Genomic DNA, 18,236 nt, shown 5'->3' with positions numbered 1-18,236 from the left:
ATGGGGAATTGCCCCGGAAGCCGCCGGACACTGCTCGGCGGCTTTTTTCCTGCGCGCATTTTATGCGGCCCTTATCCGGCGGATTCAAACACGCCGGAGGTCAGGATTGAGACGCATTCCACATCACATCGTCATCACAAAGAGGCCCGATCGGCCAAGCCTCCCCGTCACGCAATGTAACGTCGATTGAGTGCCTACCAATGACGAGCTCCTGCCCACGCAGGAGCGCCGGACCGAGCCCCCGCGCCCGCGGATGACCCGCGCCCGCGTGGGGATCCTCGCGGCGACCTCCATGGTCTACGCGGCGATCGTGGTCGGCGTGCTCACCACTTCCTGGCCGGTGCGGTTCGACTGGCAGGTCATGCTCTTCCGGCCGTACAAGCAGTGGCCGGAGATCCACGCCTTCCTCGACTACTTCGTGGTGCTGGGCCAGCGCGGCCCGACCGCCGTGGCGGTGGCCGCCTGGCTGGGCTGGTGCGCCTACAAGCAGAAGACGCTGCGTCCGCTGCTGGTGCTGGGCGTCTCGCTGCTCCTGCTCAACGCCACGGTGGGCGCGGCGAAGATAGGCATGGGGCGGCTCGGGCCGCACTACGCGACCAACGTCGGCTCCAACGAGATGTTCGCCGGCGGCGACATATTCCCCTCGGGCCACACCGCGAACGCCGTGGTGACCTGGGGCGTGCTCGCCTACCTGGCCACCACGCCGCGCACCCGCCGGATCGCCTCGGTGGCCGCCGCGCTGCTGGCGCTGGGCGTCGGCATGACGACGGTGTACCTGGGCACGCACTGGATGAGCGACGTGACCCTCGGCTGGACCGCGGGCCTGATGATCCTGCTGGTGCTGCCCTGGTTCGAGGCGCCCATGGCGCGCACCGACGCCTGGCTGCTGGCCCGGTACCGGAAGCTGCGCGACCGCCGCGCCCCCGTGCCGGCCACGGTCGCCGCTCCCGTCCCGCTGGGCGCGCCGCGCTCCCCGGCGGACGACGAGGCGCCGGTCCTGGAGCCGGTGGGCGCCGGGAGCCGGGCGGGCGGACGCCCGCACCTGCCGCAGCGGCCGCACACGGCCCGCTCGGAGCGGACGCCGGTCACCCCGACCGGCAGCCGCCGCCCGCCGCACGCGGACCGGGCGCAGCGCACCACACCGCTGGGCCCGGCCACGGGCCGCGGCCGCACGGTGGGCTGACGGCAGGACGGCAGAACGCACCGATGGCGGCGGTCCCGGGTTCCCGGGGCCGCCGCCATCGGCGTGTCCGGGCTCCGCTCAGCCCTTCCAGCAGCGCCGCACGATGCCGTCGACGACCTCGAAGTTCAGCCGCCCCGCCAGGTATTCCATAGTGATGACCACGCCGGGCGGCAGCGCCCGCACGGTCGTCCAGCCGCGGGCGCGGGCCCGTTCGGCGGCGGTGTCGGCGTCGAGCCCCACGTAGTCCTCGGGGGCGTCGTCGGGGTCGGGCGGAAGCTGCGGTACGGGCGCCATGGCAGCCACCGTAGGGGGCTCCGGGCGGGGTGGGAAGCGGGGGACGGGCACGCTCCCGTCCGGTTCGGGTCCGCCACTGGTCACACTTCTGTCACAGAGGGCGTACGCCGGTTTACTCCGGCCCGGCAGGCCCCGTACGGCAATTCCGCACCCCCGGCACCGCCCCCGTAATCACCCCCGGGGAAATTCACGACACCTTTTCCGAATACCCCCGGCAACTCCGCGGAACGCACCCGGAATTCCCGGCACCGCGGCCGCACCGTTATGCGCCGCCGGGAATTCCGGGGCGGCACCCTGCACGGCTCCGGCACATCCGGAATATAAAGTTCCAGCCTCTTGGGGGACCCTGCGCCGCGCACGATTGACGGACGGTCGGCGAGGCACCCTCGCGCGCCGGGCGGCGGGCGAGCATCATGGCGGGTGCCCGGGGGAGCCCATGTGCACGACAGGCCGTACGAGCCGAGAGCGAAGCGAGGGGGCACGGATGGGGACCGACACCGCGCAGGCGACCACTGCGCCGGCCCGGGAGCGCCGGCCCGGCGCCGTCGTCGTCGACTGGCTGACGACCACCGACCACAAGAAGATCGGCCACCTCTACCTGATCACCTCGTTCGCCTTCTTCCTCGTCGCCGGGCTGCTCGCCATGCTGATGCGGGCCGAACTGGCCCGTCCCGGGCTGCAGTTCCTCACCAACGAACAGTTCAACGAGGCGTTCACCGCCCACGGCACGATCATGCTGCTGCTCTTCGCCACCCCGGCCTTCGCGGGCTTCGCCAACGAGATCATGCCGCTGCAGATCGGCTCGCCGGACGTGGCCTTCCCCCGGCTCAACATGCTCTCGTACTGGATGTACCTGTTCGGCGGCCTGATCGTGGTGAGCAGCCTGCTGATGCCCGAGGGCGGCGCCGCCTTCGGCTGGACCGGCTACGCCCCGCTCAACAGCGCGGTGCGCTCGCCGGGGATCGGCACCGACATGTGGATCCTGGGCCTGGCCCTGTCGGGCTTCGGGACGATCCTGGGCGCCGTGAACTTCCTGACCACCATCATCGGGATGCGCGCCCCCGGCATGACGATGTTCCGGATGCCGGTCTTCACCTGGAACGTCCTGTTCACCTCGATCCTGATCCTGATGGCCTTCCCGGTCCTGGCCGCGGCCCTGCTGACCCTGGAGGCGGACCGCCGGTTCGGGGCGGTGGTCTTCGACTCGGCGAACGGCGGGGCGCTGCTGTGGCAGCACCTGTTCTGGTTCTTCGGGCATCCCGAGGTCTACATCATCGCGCTGCCGTTCTTCGGCATCATCACCGAGATCATCCCGGTCTTCTCCCGGAAGCCGATCTTCGGCTACGTGATGCTGATCGGCGCGACCATGGCCATCACCGCCCTGTCCGTGGTGGTCTGGGCGCACCACATGTTCGCCACGGGCGCGGTGCTGCTGCCCTTCTTCTCCTTCATGTCCTTCCTGATCGCGGTGCCGACGGGCGTGAAGTTCTTCAACTGGATCGGCACCATGTGGCAGGGCTCGCTGTCCTTCGAGGCGCCGATGCTGTGGTCGGTGGGCTTCCTGGTGAGCTTCCTCTTCGGCGGGCTCACCGGCGTGATCCTGGCTTCGCCGCCGCTGGACTTCCACGTCACGGACACCTACTTCGTCGTGGCGCACTTCCACTACGTGGTGTTCGGGACGGTGGTGTTCGCGATGTTCGCAGGCTTCTACTTCTGGTGGCCCAAGTTCACGGGGAAGATGCTGGACGAGCGGCTGGGGAAGATCCACTTCTGGACCCTCTTCACCGGCTTCCACCTCACGTTCCTCGTCCAGCACTGGCTGGGCGCCGAGGGCATGCCGCGCCGGTACGCCGACTACCTGGCGGCCGACGGCTTCACCGCGCTCAACACGGTGTCCACGATCGGCGCGTTCCTGCTGGGCCTGTCGACGCTGCCGTTCTTCTACAACATCTGGAAGACCGCGAAGTACGGCAGGCAGGTCGAGACCGACGACCCCTGGGGCTACGGCCGCTCGCTGGAGTGGGCGACCTCCTGCCCGCCGCCGCGGCACAACTTCCTCACCCTCCCCCGCATCCGCTCCGAGTCGCCGGCCTTCGACCTGCACCACCCGGAGACGGCCCGCCCGCCGGTGCCGACGGCCCCGGCCGAGCCGGGACCGGCCGGCGCCTGACGGGGCGTCGCCGGGGGTTCAGCGGGCGGTGGGGGGCCGCTCGTCGATCCGTACGGAAAGGTCGTTGTCGGCGGTGTAGTACGGGCTCACCCGGGCAGGGGCGTAAGAGGCGTCGACGTCCTGCGGGGGGTAGGTGAATATCTGTTTCTTGTCGGCGACGTCGTCGAGGATGCGGGCGATCCGGGCCGGGGCGCCCTCGGCCGGCCGCAGCCACAGGTCCCAGACGTCCAGGCCGCCCCGCCACTCCTCGCACAGGCCGGCGAAGGGGAGGGTGAAGGTGAAGTCCGGGCCGTCGGCGGTGACCGGTGCGGTGCTCATGACATCGCTGTCACGGCGCAGCCGCGCCTCCACCACGGCGTCCTTCAGCCAGGCCTCCGGGTCGCCGACGCAGTAGAGCGTGCCGTGACCGGTGAGGCCCGAGGGGTCCAGGAGGAGATCCCCCGCCTCGGCGTGCGGGGAGCGCAGCCAGCTGCGCAGCGAGAGGTTGCCGTGCTTCGTCGCGTACGGGATGCGGACCGCGAGCGGCGAGGTGCTGGGGCCGGGTCTGCGGTCGACCAGGGAGCGCAGGTCGGCCAGGCCCGGCACCAGCCGCCGCGGGGCGTCCTCGCCGCAGGCGGCATGGACGTCCCAGCGGCCCTCCGGGAGGGCGACGGTGCTCGGCAGGACGGCGCGCACCCGGCCCTCGCCGTTGGCCGTGAGCGGCAGACGGACCTCACCGGACTCGTCGCCGCCCCTGCGGCGCAGGACGAGCGCTGCGGACCAGGTGGCGCAGGCTTCGGAGAGGCCCGGGGCGTCGAGGTCGAAGGTGAGTCCGCCCGCGGAGTCCGCGATGCAGTCGGCAGTGGGGTTCCCCATGCCGAAGGCCATGGGAGGGGCAGACACGATGGTGCACTCCTCGGGGGTGGTGGAGCCGCCGGGACCGGCGGCGTCGGCGGGCACGGTGGAAGGGGTCATGCGGCACGCACCCGGCGGAAGGCGGCGCGGCTCGCGTCCCTGGTCTTGAACGCGCTGCTGAGCAGGGCCCCCCGGGTCCGGTGCAGCGAGCCCCGCAGGGCGCCGCGGCCGGTCAGGTCGGCGAAGAGGGCCTCGTAGCGCTCGGCGACGTGCACGGGGTCGAACCGGGCCGCGTTCTTCAGCGCCTCCCGGCCCATGCGCCGCCGCAGCTCGTCGTCGTCGATCAGCTTCAGCAGCCCGGCCGCGATGGCGTCCGTCTTGCCGACGGGCACCAGCAGGCCGTCGGTCCCGTCGGTGATGATCTCGCCGGGGCCGTGCGGGCAGTCGGTGGAGACCACGGGCAGGCCACAGCGCATGGCCTCGACGATGGTCATGCCGAAGGACTCCAGGCTGGAGGTGCAGACGGCGATGGAGCCCTTGACCCACTCGGGGTCCAGGGGGTTGGCGGGGCCCATGAGGAACACGTGATTGTAGAGGCCGAGCTTGTCGATCAGGGCCCGTAGCTTGGCGCGCTCCGCGCCGGCGCCGTAGATCCGCAGCCGCCAGTCGGGACGCTCGGCGGCCACCTTGGCGAAGGAACGGATCAGCACGTCGTATCGTTTCGCCGGAGCGAGCCGGCCGGCGGCGATCACCCACTTGCCGGTGCCGTCCGCCGGCTCCAGCGCCGGCGCAGGAACGCCGTTGGGCACCGCCTCGATCCGCACCCCGGGCAGCCGCATCAGCTTGCGGTAGGTGCGCGCGTCGGCCTCGGTCACGGTGGTGACCGCGTCCAGCCGCGGGTAGTGGGTGCGCAGCTCCAGCTTCAGCGGCCCGCTGTGGGTGCCCAGCGTCAGGTGCTCCTGGCCCACCCGCACCGGACCGCGCCGGGCCTGCCGGGCGATGTGCACGTTGAGGCCGGGACGGGTGCCGACGACCACGTCGCAGTCCAGGCCGCGCAGGTGCCGGGCGATCCGCTCGTCGGTCAGCGCGCTGTACTGCCCGTAACGGCCCTCGGCGGCGGGGAAGGCGGAGGCCGGGACGGCGTACTCGGGAAGCTCGCCCGCGTACTCCGGGCTGTCCTTGCGCAGGTCCACCAGGTGCCGCAGGCGGACCTTGCCCCCGGGGGCGAGCATCGGCTCGTCGCGGTGACGGAAGACGGAGACGATCTCCACGTCGTGCTGCTCCGCGAGGGTGCTCGCGAGGTTGTACGTGGTGCGGATGGTGCCGCCGATCCCGTACGCGTTGTGAATCAGGAATGAGATGTGCATTCGTCCCCATGCAGCCGGTGTGCCGTGGTCATCACCCGATGACCCGCCTCCTGAAGGTTAGACCGTGGCCGGTGCCGCCGGGTTGGCCGTGATCGTCAACTCGTTGTCCGAGCGTTGGCGAATCGGTAGCGGGGACGGGAACTTTTCCGGGGCGTGACCCCGGCCACGGATCGTCCGTTGTCTTCTTGTGGGCCGGGAAGAGCCCGGCACCGCGCACCCCGTGCACCACAGCTGCACCACCGTTTTGCCCGCACCAAGTTCGAGGAGCTCCCCGTGCCGCGCATGCTCGATGTCAGCGACGAAGTACGCGCCGAGATCGGCGACGAAGAGGCGGACCGACTGCTCGGCGGCGACAGCGCCCCGGGCGTGTACGACTGCACCTCCTGCCGCACCCAGGGCGACATCGAGCGCGAGCGCACCAGCACGGTGCTGTTCGTCGGCGATGAGACGGCGGTGCTGGCCTTCGCCCACGCGGCCTGCATCCCCTCCCAGGTCGTGGAGGTCTCCGAGGAGCAGCTCCAGGGCGCCGTGAAGTCCATCACCGCCGGCGAGGGCGGGCAGCCGGTGCCGGAGGTGCCGCTGCAGGCCGAGCTGGGCGTGACCAGCGGCCTGGTCCTGGTCGACGGGGACGTCCACCCCGCGCTGGTCGTCGAGCCGCTGGGCCCGATCGCCCGCCCCGGCACCACCGGGCCCGTCGACGTCTTCCTCGACCTGCTCCGCGAGCAGGGCTTCAAGGAGGTCCCGGGCATGGACCGGGTGCCGGACCCCATCAAGGGCTGGTCGGTGCTGCTGGCCATGGGCCAGCTGCACGCGATCCTCCAGCCGGGCCCGGGTGCCGGCGCCGCCGTGGCGTGGTGGCAGGCCCACCAGCCGATGGAGGTGGCCCCCGAGTGGCGCGCCGCCGTCAACAAGCAGCGTCGCGTCCTGATCCTCTGCTCCCCCGCCGGAACGATCGGTGCGCAGCCCCGCGAGGACCTGCTGCGCGATGCCCTGGACCGGGCCGCCGCGGCCGGACGGCTGGTCGGCGCGAGCATGCCGCTCGCGGGCACCTGATCCACCGTGCACGCCCGGCGCACACCACCCCGGCGGGGCATTCCCGCGCCGGGCCGCATCCCCGCGGCTCCGGAGTCGTTGGCAGGGATGTGTACTCATACGAACCCGTTTCCCGGATCTCGTATCCGAACTACATCCCCGGCATGCGCCCACCCCGCGATGCCTCCGCGGAGAGTCAGCCCGGCTCGGTCACCCCGATCTACGACGCTCTCTGCTCCGAGTACCGCCGGTCCTTCCGGACGCTGCCGGGTGACCGCGCCGGGGAGGAGGAGCTGAGGTTCAGGGGGTTCGGCGCCAGCCAGCCCGCCGGCAGCTATCAGCAGCCGTATGCGGGGGCCTATCAGGGGACCGGGTACAACCCGGCCTGGGATTCGTACTACGGGCGGCAGCGGAGCGGCAGTTCGCTGCCTGCGCTGCCGCCCGCGCCGCGGCGCAATTTCTAGCCTGCGGCAGTCCCGCGCCCCTGACCGGGGCGCGGAAAACGGCTGCTACTTCCTCTTCGGCTGCTACTTCTTCTTCGAGCGCTTCTCCCGGACCCGCACCGACAGGTGGATCGGGGTGCCCTCGAAGCCGAACTCCTCGCGCAGGCGGCGCTCGACGAAGCGGCGGTAGCCGGCCTCCAGGAAGCCGGAGGCGAAGAGGACGAAGCGCGGCGGCTTGGTGCCCGCCTGGGTGCCGAAGAGGATGCGCGGCTGCTTGCCGCCGCGGATCGGGTGCGGGTGCGCGGAGACGAGCTCGCCCAGGAAGGCGTTCAGCCGGCCCGTCGGGACGCGCGTCTCCCAGCCCGCCAGCGCGGTCTCGATCGCCGGGACCAGCTTCTCCATGTGCCGGCCGGTGCGCGCCGAGACGTTGACCCGCGGCGCCCAGGAGATCTGCTGCAGCTCGGTCTCGATCTCGCGCTCGAGGTAGTAGCGGCGCTCCTCGTCCAGCGTGTCCCACTTGTTGAAGGCGATGACCATCGCGCGCCCGGCCTCGACGGCCATGGTGATGATGCGCTGGTCCTGGACGCTGATGGTTTCGCTGGCGTCGATCAGGATGACGGCGACCTCGGCCTTCTCGACCGCGGCGGCGGTGCGCAGGGAGGCGTAGTAGTCCGCGCCCTCCTGGAGGTGGACGCGCTTGCGGATGCCCGCGGTGTCCACGAACTTCCAGGTCGTGCCGCCCAGTTCGATCAGCTCGTCGACCGGGTCGCGGGTGGTGCCGGCCAGCTCGTTGACGACGACGCGCTCCTCGCCCGCCACCTTGTTCAGCAGCGACGACTTGCCCACGTTCGGGCGGCCGATCAGCGCGATGCGGCGCGGGCCGCCGACGACCCCGCCGAACGTCGCGGCCGGGGCCTCCGGCAGCGCCTTGAGGACCTCGTCCAGCATGTCGCCCGTGCCGCGGCCGTGCAGCGCGGACACCGGCATCGGCTCGCCGAGGCCCAGCGCCCACAGCATCGCGGCGTCGGCCTCGGCGGACGGGCCGTCGACCTTGTTGGCGCACAGCACGACGGGCTTGCCGGCCCGGCGCAGCAGCTTGACGACGGCCTCGTCGGTGTCGGTGGCGCCGACCGTGGCGTCCACGACGAAGACGACCGCGTCGGCGGCCTCGATGGCGTACTCGGCCTGGGCGGCGACGGAGGCGTCGATGCCGAGGACGTCCTGCTCCCAGCCGCCGGTGTCGACGACCTTGAAGCGGCGGCCGGCCCACTCGGCCTCGTAGGTCACGCGGTCGCGGGTGACGCCCGGGCGGTCCTCGACCACGGCCTCGCGGCGGCCGATGATGCGGTTCACCAGCGTCGACTTGCCGACGTTGGGACGGCCGACGACGGCGAGGACGGGCAGCGGGCCGTGCCCGGCGGCCGCGAGCTCGCTCTCGACCTCCTCGGCGTCGAAGCCTTCCTGGGCGGCGAGCTCCATGAACTCCGCGTACTCGGCGTCGCCAAGCTCACCGTGCTCGTCGCCGGTGTGGATCTGGTCGTTCATGAAGTCCGTTCCTCAGTTCTTCGTCGTCGGCGGACCCTGACGGTCCGCTACTCAGTCTCGTTCAGCGCCCGGTGGAGCGCCTGGCGTCCGCCAGGTGCGCGCTCAGCCGCTGCTGGATGCGCACGGTCGCCTCGTCCAGCGCCTTGCGCGTGCGCCGCCCGCTGCCGTCGCCGGCCTGGAAGGGCTCGCCGAAGACCACGTCCACGCGGCTGCGCAGCGGCGGCAGCCCCCGTATGAGGCGGCCCCGGCGCTCGGCGCTGCCGAGCACCGCCACCGGCACGATCGGCGCGCCCGAGCGTACGGCGAAGTACGCCAGGCCCGCGCGCAGCGAGGCGAAGTCGCCCTCGCCGCGGGTGCCCTCGGGGAAGATCCCCAGCACGCCGCCCTGGTCCAGGACCTCCAGCGCCGCGGTGATCGCAGTGCGGTCGGCGCCCGTGCGGTCGACCTTCAGCTGACCGATGCCCTGCAGGAACGGGTCCAGCGGGCCGACGAACGCTTCCTTCTTGATCAGGAAGTGCACGGGCCGGGGCGCCGTGCCCATCACCATCGGGCCGTCGATGTTGTGGGTGTGGTTGACGGCCAGGATGCAGGGCCCCGCGGCGGGCACCCGCCAGGCACCCAGCACGCGCGGCTTCCACAGCCCGTACATCAGGCCGATGCCGATCCGCCGCCCGACGGCGGCACCGGAGGCGGACCCGGTCACGCCGATCGCTTCTCCTCGATCAAAGTGACCACACACTCGATGACCTGGTCCAGCGTCAGCTCGGTGGTGTCGACCTCGATCGCGTCGTCGGCCTTGGCCAGCGGCGAGGTCTTGCGGCCGGAGTCGGCGGCGTCGCGCTTGACCAGAGCGGCCTGGGTGGCGGCCAGGTCGCCCGCCTCCTTGCCCTTCAGCTCGCCGTTGCGGCGGGCGGCGCGGGCCTCGGCCGAGGCGGTCAGGAAGATCTTGACGTCGGCGTCCGGGAGGACGGTGGTGCCGATGTCCCGGCCCTCGACGACGATGCCGGCCGGCGCCTCGGCGGCGATCGCCCGCTGCAGCTCGGTCATCCGGGTCCGCACCTCCGGCACCGCGCTGACGGCGCTGACCGCCGCGGTGACCTCCTGGGTGCGGATGGGACCGGACGCGTCCGCGCCGTCGACCGCGATGGCCGGGGCGGCCGGGTCGGTACCGGAGACGATCTCGGGCTTGCCCGCGGCGTCGGCGACGGCCTGCGCATCGTTCACGTCGATGCCGTTGCTGAGCATCCACCAGGTGATCGCCCGGTACTGGGCCCCGGTGTCCAGGTAGCGCAGGCCCAGCTTGGCGGCGACGGCCTTGGAGGTGCTGGACTTGCCCGTGCCGGAGGGGCCGTCGATGCCGACGATCACGGCTGCCGGAGCGGTCCGGGCGGCGGTTTCCACGGTGTTGGACACCTTCCTCTGTGCACGGGGCGGAGAACATGGGCGGCTACGAGCCTCACACAAGGTTACTGGCTCGCCCGACCGCCCCGTGCAGCCGCTGCCTCGCTGCCTGCGGCCCGCCACGACGCGCCCGCAGTCCAGGAACTCCCCCAGCTACCGCTGGGGGTGCCCCCAGGAGTGCCCCCAGGGGCTGCGCCGCGAACCCCTGGGGTCGTGCGTCGGCTGCCGGCCGGTGGGGTTGATCGCGCAGTTCCCCGCGCCCCTTTCGGGGCGCCTGCAGGATCCGCCGGAACCGCCCCTACTGCCGCACCGACCAGCCGCGATCGCGCAGCGTCGCGGCCAGGCCGGCGACCGCGCCCGGCTCGACCATCAGCTGGATCAGGCCGGCCTGCTGGCCGGTGGCGTGCTCGATGCGGACGTCCTCGATGTTGACGCCCGCCCGGCCGGCGTCGGCGAAGATCCGGGCCAGCTCGCCCGGCTGGTCGCCGATCAGCACCGTGATCGTCTCGTACACCGCCGGGGCCGCACCGTGCTTGCCGGGGACGCGGGAGCGGCCGGCGTTGCCGCGGCGCAGCACGTCCTCGATGCCCACCGCGCCCTCGCCCCGCTTCTCGTCGTCGGCGGACTCCAGGCCGCGCAGGGCCCGTACCGTCTCGTCCAGGTCGGCGGCGACGGCGGAGAGGATGTCGGCCACGGGGCCGGGGTTGGCGGAGAGGATGTCGATCCACATCCGCGGGTCGGAGGCGGCGATCCGGGTCACGTCGCGGATGCCCTGGCCGCACAGCCGCACGGCCGTCTCGTCCGCGTCCTCCAGGCGGGCGGCGACCAGGCTGGAGAGCAGCTGCGGGGTGTGCGAGACGAGGGCGACGGCGCGGTCGTGGGCGTCGGCGTCCATCACCACGGGCACCGCCCGGCACAGGGCGACGAGCTCCAGGGCGATGTTGAGGACCTCGGTGTCGGTCTCGTGGGTGGGGGTGAGCACCCACGGCCGGCCCTCGAAGAGGTCGGCGCCGGCCGCCATGGGCCCGGAGCGCTCGCGCCCGGCCATGGGGTGCGTGCCCAGGTAGCGGGACAGGTCGCAGCCGAGCGCCTCCAGCTCGCGGCGCGGGCCGCCCTTGACGCTGGCGACGTCGAGATAGGCGCGGGCCGTCCCGCTGCGGATGGCCTCGGCGAGGGTCGCGGCGACGTGCGCGGGGGGCACGGCGACGACGGCGAGGTCGACCGGTCCGTCCGGTTCCTGGTCGGTGCCGGCGCCGCGGGCGGCGGCGGTGCGGGCCTGGGCGGGGTCGTGGTCCCGGAGGTGGACCTGGACGCCACGGCCCGCGAGGGCGAGGGCTGCGGAGGTGCCGATCAGGCCGGTGCCGATGACGAGGGCTGTTCTCACCGGACCCAGCCTAGTGCCGCCCTGCGGGACGGGGAGCGCGGTGTCCGGTACAACGAAGGGCATGATCTATCACGTGGTCCCCCTGGACGACTGGCTCGCCCTGCCCGACCGCCCGTACTCCCCCGCCTCCCTGGCCGACGACGGCTTCGTGCACTGCTCCCCCGACGAGGCCACGACGCTGGCCGTGGTCTCGGCGTTCTACCGGGAGACGCCGGGACCGCTGATGGCGCTGCTGATCGACGAGCACAAGCTGGACGTCATGGTCCGCTGGGAGCCGGCGGACCCGGCCCCGCCGCCGGGGGTCGCGCCGGGGACGCGGTTCCCGCACGTCTACGGGCGCATCACGCGCGACGCGGTGGAAGGGATGATGGAGGTCCAGCGCGACGACGCGGGCCGGGCGACCGGCATGACCGTGTGGTCGTAGCGGTCGTTCGGTGGCTGCGGGCCGTCCTGGGCTGGTCGCGCAGTTCCCCGCGCCCCTTACGGGCGCGGGGTGCCGCGTTTAAAGATCGACCTCGCGCATGAGCATGCCGACCTCCGTGTTCGTCAGGCGGCGCAGCCAGCCCGACTTCTGGTCGCCCAGGGCGATCGGGCCGAAGGAGGTGCGGACGAGCTTGTCGACCGGGAAGCCCGCCTCGGCCAGCATGCGCCGCACGATGTGCTTGCGGCCCTCGTGGAGGGTGACCTCCACGAGGTAGTTCTTGCCGGTCTGCTCGACGACGCGGAAGTGGTCCGCGCGCGCCCAGCCGTCCTCGAGCTCGATGCCCTTCTTGAGCTGCTTGCCGATGTCGCGCGGCAGCGGGCCCTGGATGGCGGCGAGGTAGGTCTTCTTGACGCCGTAGCGCGGGTGCGTCAGGCGGTGGGCCAGCTCACCGTGGTTGGTGAGCAGGATGATGCCCTCGGTCTCCGTGTCGAGGCGGCCGACGTGGAAGAGCCGGGTCTCGCGGTTGGTGACGTAGTCGCCGAGGCACTGACGGCCGTCCGGGTCCTCCATGGTGGAGACCACGCCGGCCGGCTTGTTGAGGGCGAAGAAGAGGAAGGACTGGGTGGCGACGGTCAGGCCGTCGACCTTGATCTCGTCCTTCTCCGGGTCGACGCGCAGGCCCTGCTCGGTGACGATCTGGCCGTTGACCTCGACGCGGGCCTGCTCGATCAGCTCCTCGCAGGCACGGCGCGAGCCCATGCCGGCCCGGGCCAGCACCTTCTGCAGGCGCTCGCCCTCCTGCTCCCCGAAGGTCTTGGGCAGGTTGAGCTTCGGCTTGTTGTGCCGCTCGCGGTTGCGCTCCTCGATCTGGGCGTCGTACTCGCGCGGGCGGGCGGGGGGCTGGGTGCGGCCGCCGCGCGGCGCACCGGCGCCCGTCCTGCCGCTCGTGGGGCGCTTGGGGCCGCCCTTGGCGCCGCCACGGGCCGCGGCGCCCCGGCTGCCGCCGCTGCGCTCCGCGTCGGGGCCGACGTCGTAACGGCGCTCCTCCGGGCGCGGCCGGCGCGGGCGCTGCTCCTGCTGCCGGTCGTCGCGCCGGGCGCCGGAGCGGCCGTCGTCGTACCGTCCGCCGCCGGAGCGGCCGCCCTGGGAGCGCCCGCCGCCCGAACGCCCGCCGCCGGAGGACGGACGGGGCGCCCCGCCCCGTGCGCCGCCCCGGTTGTCCCGGCTGCCGCTACCGCTGTTCCTGCCGCTGCTTCGCATCAAAGTTCCGTCTTGTCGTCTGCGTCGGTGTCCGGTGCGTCCGGATCGAAGGACGGGACCCCCTCCTGGGAGTCCCCCTCGACCGCTTCCGCCTCGGGGAGGAACGGTGCGAGCTCGGGAAGCTCGTCCAGGCCGCGCAGGCCCATCCGCTCCAGAAAGTAGTTCGTCGTCCTGTACAGGATCGCACCTGTTTCGGGTTCCGTCCCCGCCTCCTCCACCAGACCCCGCTGGAGGAGGGTGCGCATGACGCCGTCGCAGTTCACGCCGCGGACGGCCGAGACCCGGGAACGGCTGACCGGCTGACGGTACGCGACGACGGCCAGGGTCTCCAGCGCGGCCTGGGTCAGCCGGGCCTGCTGGCCGTCCAGGACGAAGGCCTCGACGGCGTCGGCGTACTCGGGCCGGCTGAAGAAGCGCCAGCCCCCGGCCACCTCGCGCAGCTCGAAACCGCGCCGCTGGACGGTGTACTCGTCGGCCAGCTCCCGCAGCGCCAGGGCGATCTCGCGGCGGGGCCGGCCGAGGACCCTGGCCAGGTGCTCCTCGGTGGCGGGCTCGTCGACGACCATCAGCACGGCCTCCAGGGCCGGCCCCAGGTCGAGCTCCGCCACGGCGGACGTCCCGGCGGGCGGCTCCGCCGGGCTCTCGTGCGTCGCCTCGGTCATTCCGTCGTCTCCTCGGGCTCGCGGTCGAACTCGTCCGTCACCGCCGGGGCCCCCTCGGCGCCCGTCCAGCGCACCGTCAGCGCCCCCAGCGCCTCGTCCTGGTCCAGGGCGACCGCGCGCTCGCGGTAGAGCTCCAGCAGGGCGAGGAAGCGCGCGACGACGGTGAGGGTGTCGGGCGCGTCCTCGATCAGCTGTCCGAAGCTCGCCTCGCCGGCCGTGCGCAGCCTGGTCACCACGACCTCGGCCTGCTCGCGGACGCTGACCAGGGGGGCGTGGATGTGGTCCACGTACACCTGCGGCTTCGCCTTCGGCTGCATCGCCTTGGCGGCGAGCCGGGCGAACGCCTCCGGGCCCAGGCCGAGGACGACCTCGGGCAGCAGCTCCGCGTGGTGCGGCTCCAGGCCGACGGTGCGCGGCCGGCGGCGGCCCTCGTACGCCATGCGGCCGCTGAGGATCTCCGCGATCCGTTTGTACGCGCGGTACTGCAGCAGCCGTGCGAAGAGCAGGTCGCGGGCCTCCAGCAGGGCCAGGTCGGCCTCGTCCTCGACCTCGGCGGCGGGCAGCAGCCGGGCGGTCTTGAGGTCCAGGAGCGTCGCCGCGACGACGAGGAACTCGGTCGTCTGGTCCAGGTCGAAATCCGGTCCCATGGCCCGGAGGTGGGCCATGAACTCGTCGGTGACCTTGGACAGGGCCACCTCGGTGACGTCCAGCTTGTGCTTGGCGATGAGCTGCAGCAGCAGGTCGAACGGGCCCTCGAAGTTGTCCAGCCGGACGGTGAACCGCCGGTCGTCCGCCGCTCCCCCGGTCTCCCCGGCGGCCGGCTCCGCGGGAGCGGTCTCCTCGGGAGGCGGCGGGGGCTGCCCGGCCGGGCCGTGGCCCAGGGTACGGCGGGCCGGGGCGGCGGGGGCTGGGGGCATGAGGGTGGTCCAGGTGCGGTGGCGGAGGGGCCCGTCGAACGGGCGGGCGGAGCTGAGGGGCAGGCTACCGGCGAACCGGCTCAGCGGCCCCGCAGGCGCCGCACGAGAATGCTCGCGTCGCCGCGCGACTCCAGGTCGGCGAGGACGACGGCGACGGCCTCCCGGACGATCCGGCCGCGGTCGACGGCGAGCCCGTGCTCACCGCGCAGCACCAGCCGCGCGTGCTCCAGGTCCATGAGCTCCTCGGCGGAGACATAGACGGTGATCTTCTCGTCGTGGCGTTCGCGGCCGCTGGGGCGGCGGTTGGCGGTGCGTGCGCGGCGCTTGCCCGGGGCGGTGGCCCCGTCCGTCCGCGCGGGGGCGGCAGCGGGGCGCTCGCGGCCTCCGTCCGGGCGGCGCGCCTCCTCCTGCTCCTGGCCCGCGGCCGGAGCGGCCGCGGCGCGTGCGGTGCCCTCCTGCGCGGCGGTCCGGCCCGGCTGCGCGGCGTCCGGTCCGTCACCCGGGCCGGGCACCCTCGGCGGCGTCTCGCCGTTCAGCTTCCGGCGGGGGGAGGAGGACTGGAGCCCCGACCCTCCGGTGGTGCGGAACAGTTCGTCGGCGCCGGGCAGACTCACTCGGCGTGACACCGGGCGAGCACCTCCCTGGCGAGCTGGCGATAGGCGGCGGCGCCGACGGAGTTGGACGCGTAGGTGGTGATGGGCTCGCCTGCGACCGTGGTCTCGGGGAAGCGCACCGTACGGCCGATGACCGTGTGGTAGACGTGGTCGTCGAAGGCCTCGACGACGCGCGCGAGGACCTCGCGGCTGTGCACGGTCCGCGAGTCGTACATCGTGGCGAGGATGCCGTCCAGCTCCAGCTCGGGGTTGAGCCGCTCCTGGACCTTCTCGATCGTCTCGGTGAGCAGGGCCACTCCGCGCAGGGCGAAGAACTCGCACTCCAGGGGGACGATCACCTTGTGAGCCGCCGTCAGGGCGTTGACGGTCAGCAGGCCGAGCGACGGCTGACAGTCGATCACGATGTAGTCGTAGTCGGCCATCAGCGGCTTCAGGGCGCGCTGCAGGGTGGACTCGCGGGCGACCTCGCTGACGAGCTGGACCTCGGCCGCGGACAGGTCGATGTTGCTGGGCAGCAGGTCCATGTTGGGGACCGCGGTCTTCAACAGGACCTCGTCGGCCGACATCCCGCGCTCCATCAGGAGGTTGTAGACCGTCAGGTCCAGCTCCATCGGGTTGACGCCCAGTCCGACGGAGAGCGCGCCCTGCGGGTCGAAGTCGACGAGCAGCACCCGGCGGCCGTACTCGGCGAGTGCGGCGCCCAGGTTGATGGTCGAGGTGGTCTTGCCGACCCCGCCCTTCTGGTTGCACATCGCAATGATTTTGGCCGGGCCGTGGTCCGCCAGCGGTCCGGGGATGGGGAAGTACGGCAGGGGACGCCCGGTGGGGCCGATGCGCTCGCGGCGCTGGCGCGCGGCGTCGGGGGCGAGCGTCGCGGCGTACTCCGGGTCCGGCTCGTATTCGGCGTCGGGGTCGTAGAAGTGACCGTCCGGCACTTCCTCGTACTCGGCGAGGCGTGCGGGGTCCGTGCTGTCCCGGCCGCCGGCCATGGCGTTCACGTGTTGACCGTCCATGCTCTGGTGGGCTGTCGTCATGGTCTGGATGTCGTGGTGTGCTGCGAAGGTGCGGACAGCGACGGAGCCGACAGCGTGAAGTCCCACGGGACTCCCGTTCTGCATAGGCATTCCTGGGTGACCACCCCCGGGAGCAAATGTCGACTCATTCACAAGTCGTCCTACCTCCTTGGTGACCAGGAAACATCTAGATAGGTCAGCGTGGCACCATGCCGACGGTTGGCGACTCTATGGCGTGTCGGCGGTCCGCAGCAACACAATCCGCCGGAGACGGCACGATGTGTCGGCAATCGAACACCCTTCTGTCAAGGGCGTACGCCCGGTAACCCGGAAGTTTCACAGGCGGCTGCACCGGAGGCGGAAACACCCCGGCCGGGCCTTGCTCGGCAAGGCCCGGCCGGGGTGCACTCCCGTCGTACGGGGTCGTCGGTTCAGCCGAGCAGGGTGCTCAGCTCGACCTGCGGCAGGCCGTGCGCCTCGGCGACGGGGCCGTAAACGACCTGTCCCTCATGGACGTTGAGGCCCTTGGCCAGAGCGGCGTCCCGGCTCAGCGCCTCCTGCCAGCCGCGGTTGGCCAGCTCCACGATGTAGGGCAGCGTGGCGTTGGTCAGCGCGTAGGTGGAGGTGTTCGGGACGGCGCCGGGCATGTTGGCGACGCAGTAGAACACGGAGTCGTGGACCGTGAAGGTCGGCTCGGTGTGGGTGGTCGGACGCGAGTCCTCGAAGCAGCCGCCCTGGTCGATCGCAATGTCGACAAGTACACTTCCGGGCTTCATCTTGGCGACGAGCTCGTTGGTGACCAGCTTCGGGGCCTTGGCGCCCGGGATCAGCACCGCACCGATGACGAGGTCGGCCTCGGTGACGGCCTTCTCCAGCTCGAAGGCGTTGGAGACGATCGTCTGCACCTTGGTGCCGAAGACCTTGTCGGCCTCGCGCAGCTTGTTGATGTCCTTGTCGAGCAGGGTGACGTGGAAGCCCATGCCGACGGCGATCTGCGCGGCGTTCCAGCCGGAGACGCCGGCGCCGATGACGACGGCCTTGCCCGCGTGGGTACCCGGGACGCCGCCCGGCAGGACGCCGCGGCCGCCGGCCGAGCGCATCAGGTGGTAGGCGCCGACCTGCGGGGCCAGCCGGCCCGCGACCTCGGACATCGGGGCGAGCAGCGGCAGCGCGCGGTTGGCGAGCTCGACGGTCTCGTACGCGATGGCCGTGGTGCCCGACTCCAGCAGCGCGTCGGTGCACTCGCGGGAGGCGGCCAGGTGCAGGTAGGTGAAGAGGGTCTGGCCCTTGCGCATGCGGTGGTACTCCTCCGCGATGGGCTCCTTGACCTTCAGCAGCAGGTCGGCCGTGGCCCAGACCTCGTCGGCCGTGTCCAGGATGGCGGCACCGGCGCCCACGTACTCGGCGTCGGTGATGGAGGAGCCGAGACCGGCCCCCTTCTCCACGAAGACCTGGTGGCCGTTGCGCACCAGCTCCAGCACACCGGCGGGGGTGATGGCCACGCGGAATTCGTTGTTCTTGACCTCGCGGGGGATGCCGACCTTCACGTCGATCACGGTCCTTGAATCAGAGAATGACAGGCTAATCCCGACATGCAGGGCACGCCAGGGCAGACCGCGTCGCTCGCGGCTCACCCAGTCTAATGAAGGATGGTTCGCTGTCTAGCCTTGCAATGCACCAATCTTTGCGGATA

Annotated in this window: 18 protein-coding genes; 5 read left to right on the top strand and 13 right to left on the bottom strand. The window is 72.1% G+C overall.

The window, feature by feature from the left end; all coding sequences use genetic code 11:
• Positions 1 to 190: 190 nt before the first annotated feature.
• Entirely contained in the window at positions 191 to 1,183 is a 993-nt protein-coding gene (locus ACMATS_RS29765) for a phosphatase PAP2 family protein (RefSeq protein WP_414169643.1), read from the top strand.
• A 78-nt stretch (positions 1,184 to 1,261) separates the two neighbouring features.
• Here ACMATS_RS29765 and ACMATS_RS29760 read toward each other — a convergent pair whose 3' ends face one another.
• Positions 1,262 to 1,477: an I78 family peptidase inhibitor gene (locus ACMATS_RS29760; protein ID WP_390781917.1), complete on the bottom strand. Its 216-nt coding sequence runs from the start codon at positions 1,475 to 1,477 to the stop codon at positions 1,262 to 1,264.
• 484 nt (positions 1,478 to 1,961) lie between these two features.
• Between ACMATS_RS29760 and ctaD the strand changes: the two genes are divergently transcribed.
• Positions 1,962 to 3,647: a cytochrome c oxidase subunit I gene (gene ctaD, locus ACMATS_RS29755; protein WP_414169642.1), complete on the top strand. Its 1,686-nt coding sequence runs from the start codon at positions 1,962 to 1,964 to the stop codon at positions 3,645 to 3,647.
• 18 nt (positions 3,648 to 3,665) lie between these two features.
• Here ctaD and ACMATS_RS29750 read toward each other — a convergent pair whose 3' ends face one another.
• Together ACMATS_RS29750 and ACMATS_RS29745 are read right to left on the bottom strand one after the other, a co-directional pair.
• Complete coding sequence (locus ACMATS_RS29750; protein ID WP_414169641.1) at positions 3,666 to 4,601, bottom strand: hypothetical protein; 936 nt, start codon at positions 4,599 to 4,601, stop codon at positions 3,666 to 3,668.
• Entirely contained in the window at positions 4,598 to 5,848 is a 1,251-nt protein-coding gene (locus ACMATS_RS29745) for a glycosyltransferase family 4 protein (protein ID WP_414169640.1), read from the bottom strand. The genes ACMATS_RS29750 and ACMATS_RS29745 overlap by 4 nt, the downstream gene beginning before the upstream one ends.
• 273 nt (positions 5,849 to 6,121) lie before the next feature.
• Between ACMATS_RS29745 and ACMATS_RS29740 the strand changes: the two genes are divergently transcribed.
• Entirely contained in the window at positions 6,122 to 6,901 is a 780-nt protein-coding gene (locus ACMATS_RS29740) for a hypothetical protein (protein WP_390781921.1), read from the top strand.
• 143 nt (positions 6,902 to 7,044) lie between these two features.
• Positions 7,045 to 7,344: a hypothetical protein gene (locus ACMATS_RS29735; protein ID WP_414169639.1), complete on the top strand. Its 300-nt coding sequence runs from the start codon at positions 7,045 to 7,047 to the stop codon at positions 7,342 to 7,344.
• A gap of 63 nt (positions 7,345 to 7,407) precedes the next feature.
• Here the strand turns inward: ACMATS_RS29735 and der are convergent, their stop codons facing one another.
• The 4 genes from der to ACMATS_RS29715 all read right to left on the bottom strand — a co-directional run bounded on the left by der (position 7,408) and on the right by ACMATS_RS29715 (position 11,653).
• Positions 7,408 to 8,868 carry a ribosome biogenesis GTPase Der gene (der, locus tag ACMATS_RS29730; RefSeq protein WP_336416755.1) on the bottom strand — a complete coding sequence of 487 codons (1,461 nt, stop codon included), beginning with the start codon at positions 8,866 to 8,868 and terminating at the stop codon, positions 7,408 to 7,410.
• A gap of 61 nt (positions 8,869 to 8,929) precedes the next feature.
• Positions 8,930 to 9,517: a lysophospholipid acyltransferase family protein gene (locus ACMATS_RS29725; RefSeq protein ID WP_391154332.1), complete on the bottom strand. Its 588-nt coding sequence runs from the start codon at positions 9,515 to 9,517 to the stop codon at positions 8,930 to 8,932.
• A gap of 50 nt (positions 9,518 to 9,567) precedes the next feature.
• Positions 9,568 to 10,281 (bottom strand): (d)CMP kinase, encoded by a 714-nt coding sequence (cmk, locus tag ACMATS_RS29720; RefSeq protein WP_390781923.1) that lies wholly within the window; start codon positions 10,279 to 10,281, stop codon positions 9,568 to 9,570.
• 286 nt (positions 10,282 to 10,567) lie between these two features.
• Positions 10,568 to 11,653 (bottom strand): prephenate dehydrogenase, encoded by a 1,086-nt coding sequence (locus ACMATS_RS29715; protein WP_390781924.1) that lies wholly within the window; start codon positions 11,651 to 11,653, stop codon positions 10,568 to 10,570.
• Positions 11,654 to 11,714: 61 nt separating this feature from the next.
• Here ACMATS_RS29715 and ACMATS_RS29710 point away from each other — a divergent pair, with 61 nt between their 5' ends.
• On the top strand, positions 11,715 to 12,077 hold the full coding sequence (locus tag ACMATS_RS29710) for a DUF952 domain-containing protein (RefSeq protein WP_414169638.1): 363 nt from the start codon (positions 11,715 to 11,717) through the stop codon (positions 12,075 to 12,077).
• Between the two features lie 78 nt (positions 12,078 to 12,155).
• On the opposite strand, the gene ACMATS_RS29705 is transcribed toward ACMATS_RS29710, so the two are convergent.
• The 6 genes from ACMATS_RS29705 to ald all read right to left on the bottom strand — a co-directional run bounded on the left by ACMATS_RS29705 (position 12,156) and on the right by ald (position 18,090).
• Entirely contained in the window at positions 12,156 to 13,337 is a 1,182-nt protein-coding gene (locus ACMATS_RS29705; protein WP_390781926.1) for a pseudouridine synthase, read from the bottom strand.
• Positions 13,337 to 13,999 (bottom strand): SMC-Scp complex subunit ScpB, encoded by a 663-nt coding sequence (gene scpB / locus ACMATS_RS29700; RefSeq protein ID WP_390781927.1) that lies wholly within the window; start codon positions 13,997 to 13,999, stop codon positions 13,337 to 13,339. The genes ACMATS_RS29705 and scpB overlap by 1 nt, the downstream gene beginning before the upstream one ends.
• Positions 13,996 to 14,916 (bottom strand): segregation and condensation protein A, encoded by a 921-nt coding sequence (locus ACMATS_RS29695; protein ID WP_414169637.1) that lies wholly within the window; start codon positions 14,914 to 14,916, stop codon positions 13,996 to 13,998. Before ACMATS_RS29695 ends, scpB begins: the two co-directional genes overlap by 4 nt.
• Before the next feature lie 80 nt (positions 14,917 to 14,996).
• Positions 14,997 to 15,542 carry a hypothetical protein gene (locus ACMATS_RS29690; protein ID WP_390781929.1) on the bottom strand — a complete coding sequence of 182 codons (546 nt, stop codon included), beginning with the start codon at positions 15,540 to 15,542 and terminating at the stop codon, positions 14,997 to 14,999.
• On the bottom strand, positions 15,527 to 16,654 hold the full coding sequence (locus ACMATS_RS29685; RefSeq protein ID WP_336416764.1) for a ParA family protein: 1,128 nt from the start codon (positions 16,652 to 16,654) through the stop codon (positions 15,527 to 15,529). Before ACMATS_RS29685 ends, ACMATS_RS29690 begins: the two co-directional genes overlap by 16 nt.
• 320 nt (positions 16,655 to 16,974) lie before the next feature.
• Positions 16,975 to 18,090, bottom strand: a complete 1,116-nt coding sequence (gene ald, locus ACMATS_RS29680) for an alanine dehydrogenase (protein WP_336416779.1) — start codon at positions 18,088 to 18,090, stop codon at positions 16,975 to 16,977.
• Positions 18,091 to 18,236 lie beyond the last annotated feature (146 nt).

This window comes from Streptoverticillium reticulum (genome assembly GCF_047456005.1).
GTDB classification, from domain to species: Bacteria; Actinomycetota; Actinomycetes; order Streptomycetales; family Streptomycetaceae; genus Streptomyces; species Streptomyces reticulum.
Note: the sequence above shows the minus strand (reverse complement) of the source record. Positions and strands in the feature narration are given on the sequence as shown.

Bases quoted from the DNA above. Each gene is read 5' to 3' on its own strand.
- ACMATS_RS29760 (WP_390781917.1), bottom strand. From the start codon at position 1,477: ATGGCGCCCGTACCGCAGCTTCCGCCCGACCCCGACGACGCCCCCGAG.
- ctaD (WP_414169642.1), top strand. From the start codon at position 1,962: ATGGGGACCGACACCGCGCAGGCGACCACTGCGCCGGCCCGGGAGCGC.
- ACMATS_RS29750 (WP_414169641.1), bottom strand. From the start codon at position 4,601: ATGACCCCTTCCACCGTGCCCGCCGACGCCGCCGGTCCCGGCGGCTCC.
- ACMATS_RS29745 (WP_414169640.1), bottom strand. From the start codon at position 5,848: ATGCACATCTCATTCCTGATTCACAACGCGTACGGGATCGGCGGCACC.
- ACMATS_RS29735 (WP_414169639.1), top strand. From the start codon at position 7,045: ATGCGCCCACCCCGCGATGCCTCCGCGGAGAGTCAGCCCGGCTCGGTC.
- der (WP_336416755.1), bottom strand. From the start codon at position 8,868: ATGAACGACCAGATCCACACCGGCGACGAGCACGGTGAGCTTGGCGAC.
- ACMATS_RS29725 (WP_391154332.1), bottom strand. From the start codon at position 9,517: ATGTACGGGCTGTGGAAGCCGCGCGTGCTGGGTGCCTGGCGGGTGCCC.
- ACMATS_RS29710 (WP_414169638.1), top strand. From the start codon at position 11,715: ATGATCTATCACGTGGTCCCCCTGGACGACTGGCTCGCCCTGCCCGAC.
- ACMATS_RS29705 (WP_390781926.1), bottom strand. From the start codon at position 13,337: ATGCGAAGCAGCGGCAGGAACAGCGGTAGCGGCAGCCGGGACAACCGG.
- scpB (WP_390781927.1), bottom strand. From the start codon at position 13,999: ATGACCGAGGCGACGCACGAGAGCCCGGCGGAGCCGCCCGCCGGGACG.
- ACMATS_RS29695 (WP_414169637.1), bottom strand. From the start codon at position 14,916: ATGCCCCCAGCCCCCGCCGCCCCGGCCCGCCGTACCCTGGGCCACGGC.
- ACMATS_RS29685 (WP_336416764.1), bottom strand. From the start codon at position 16,654: ATGCCTATGCAGAACGGGAGTCCCGTGGGACTTCACGCTGTCGGCTCC.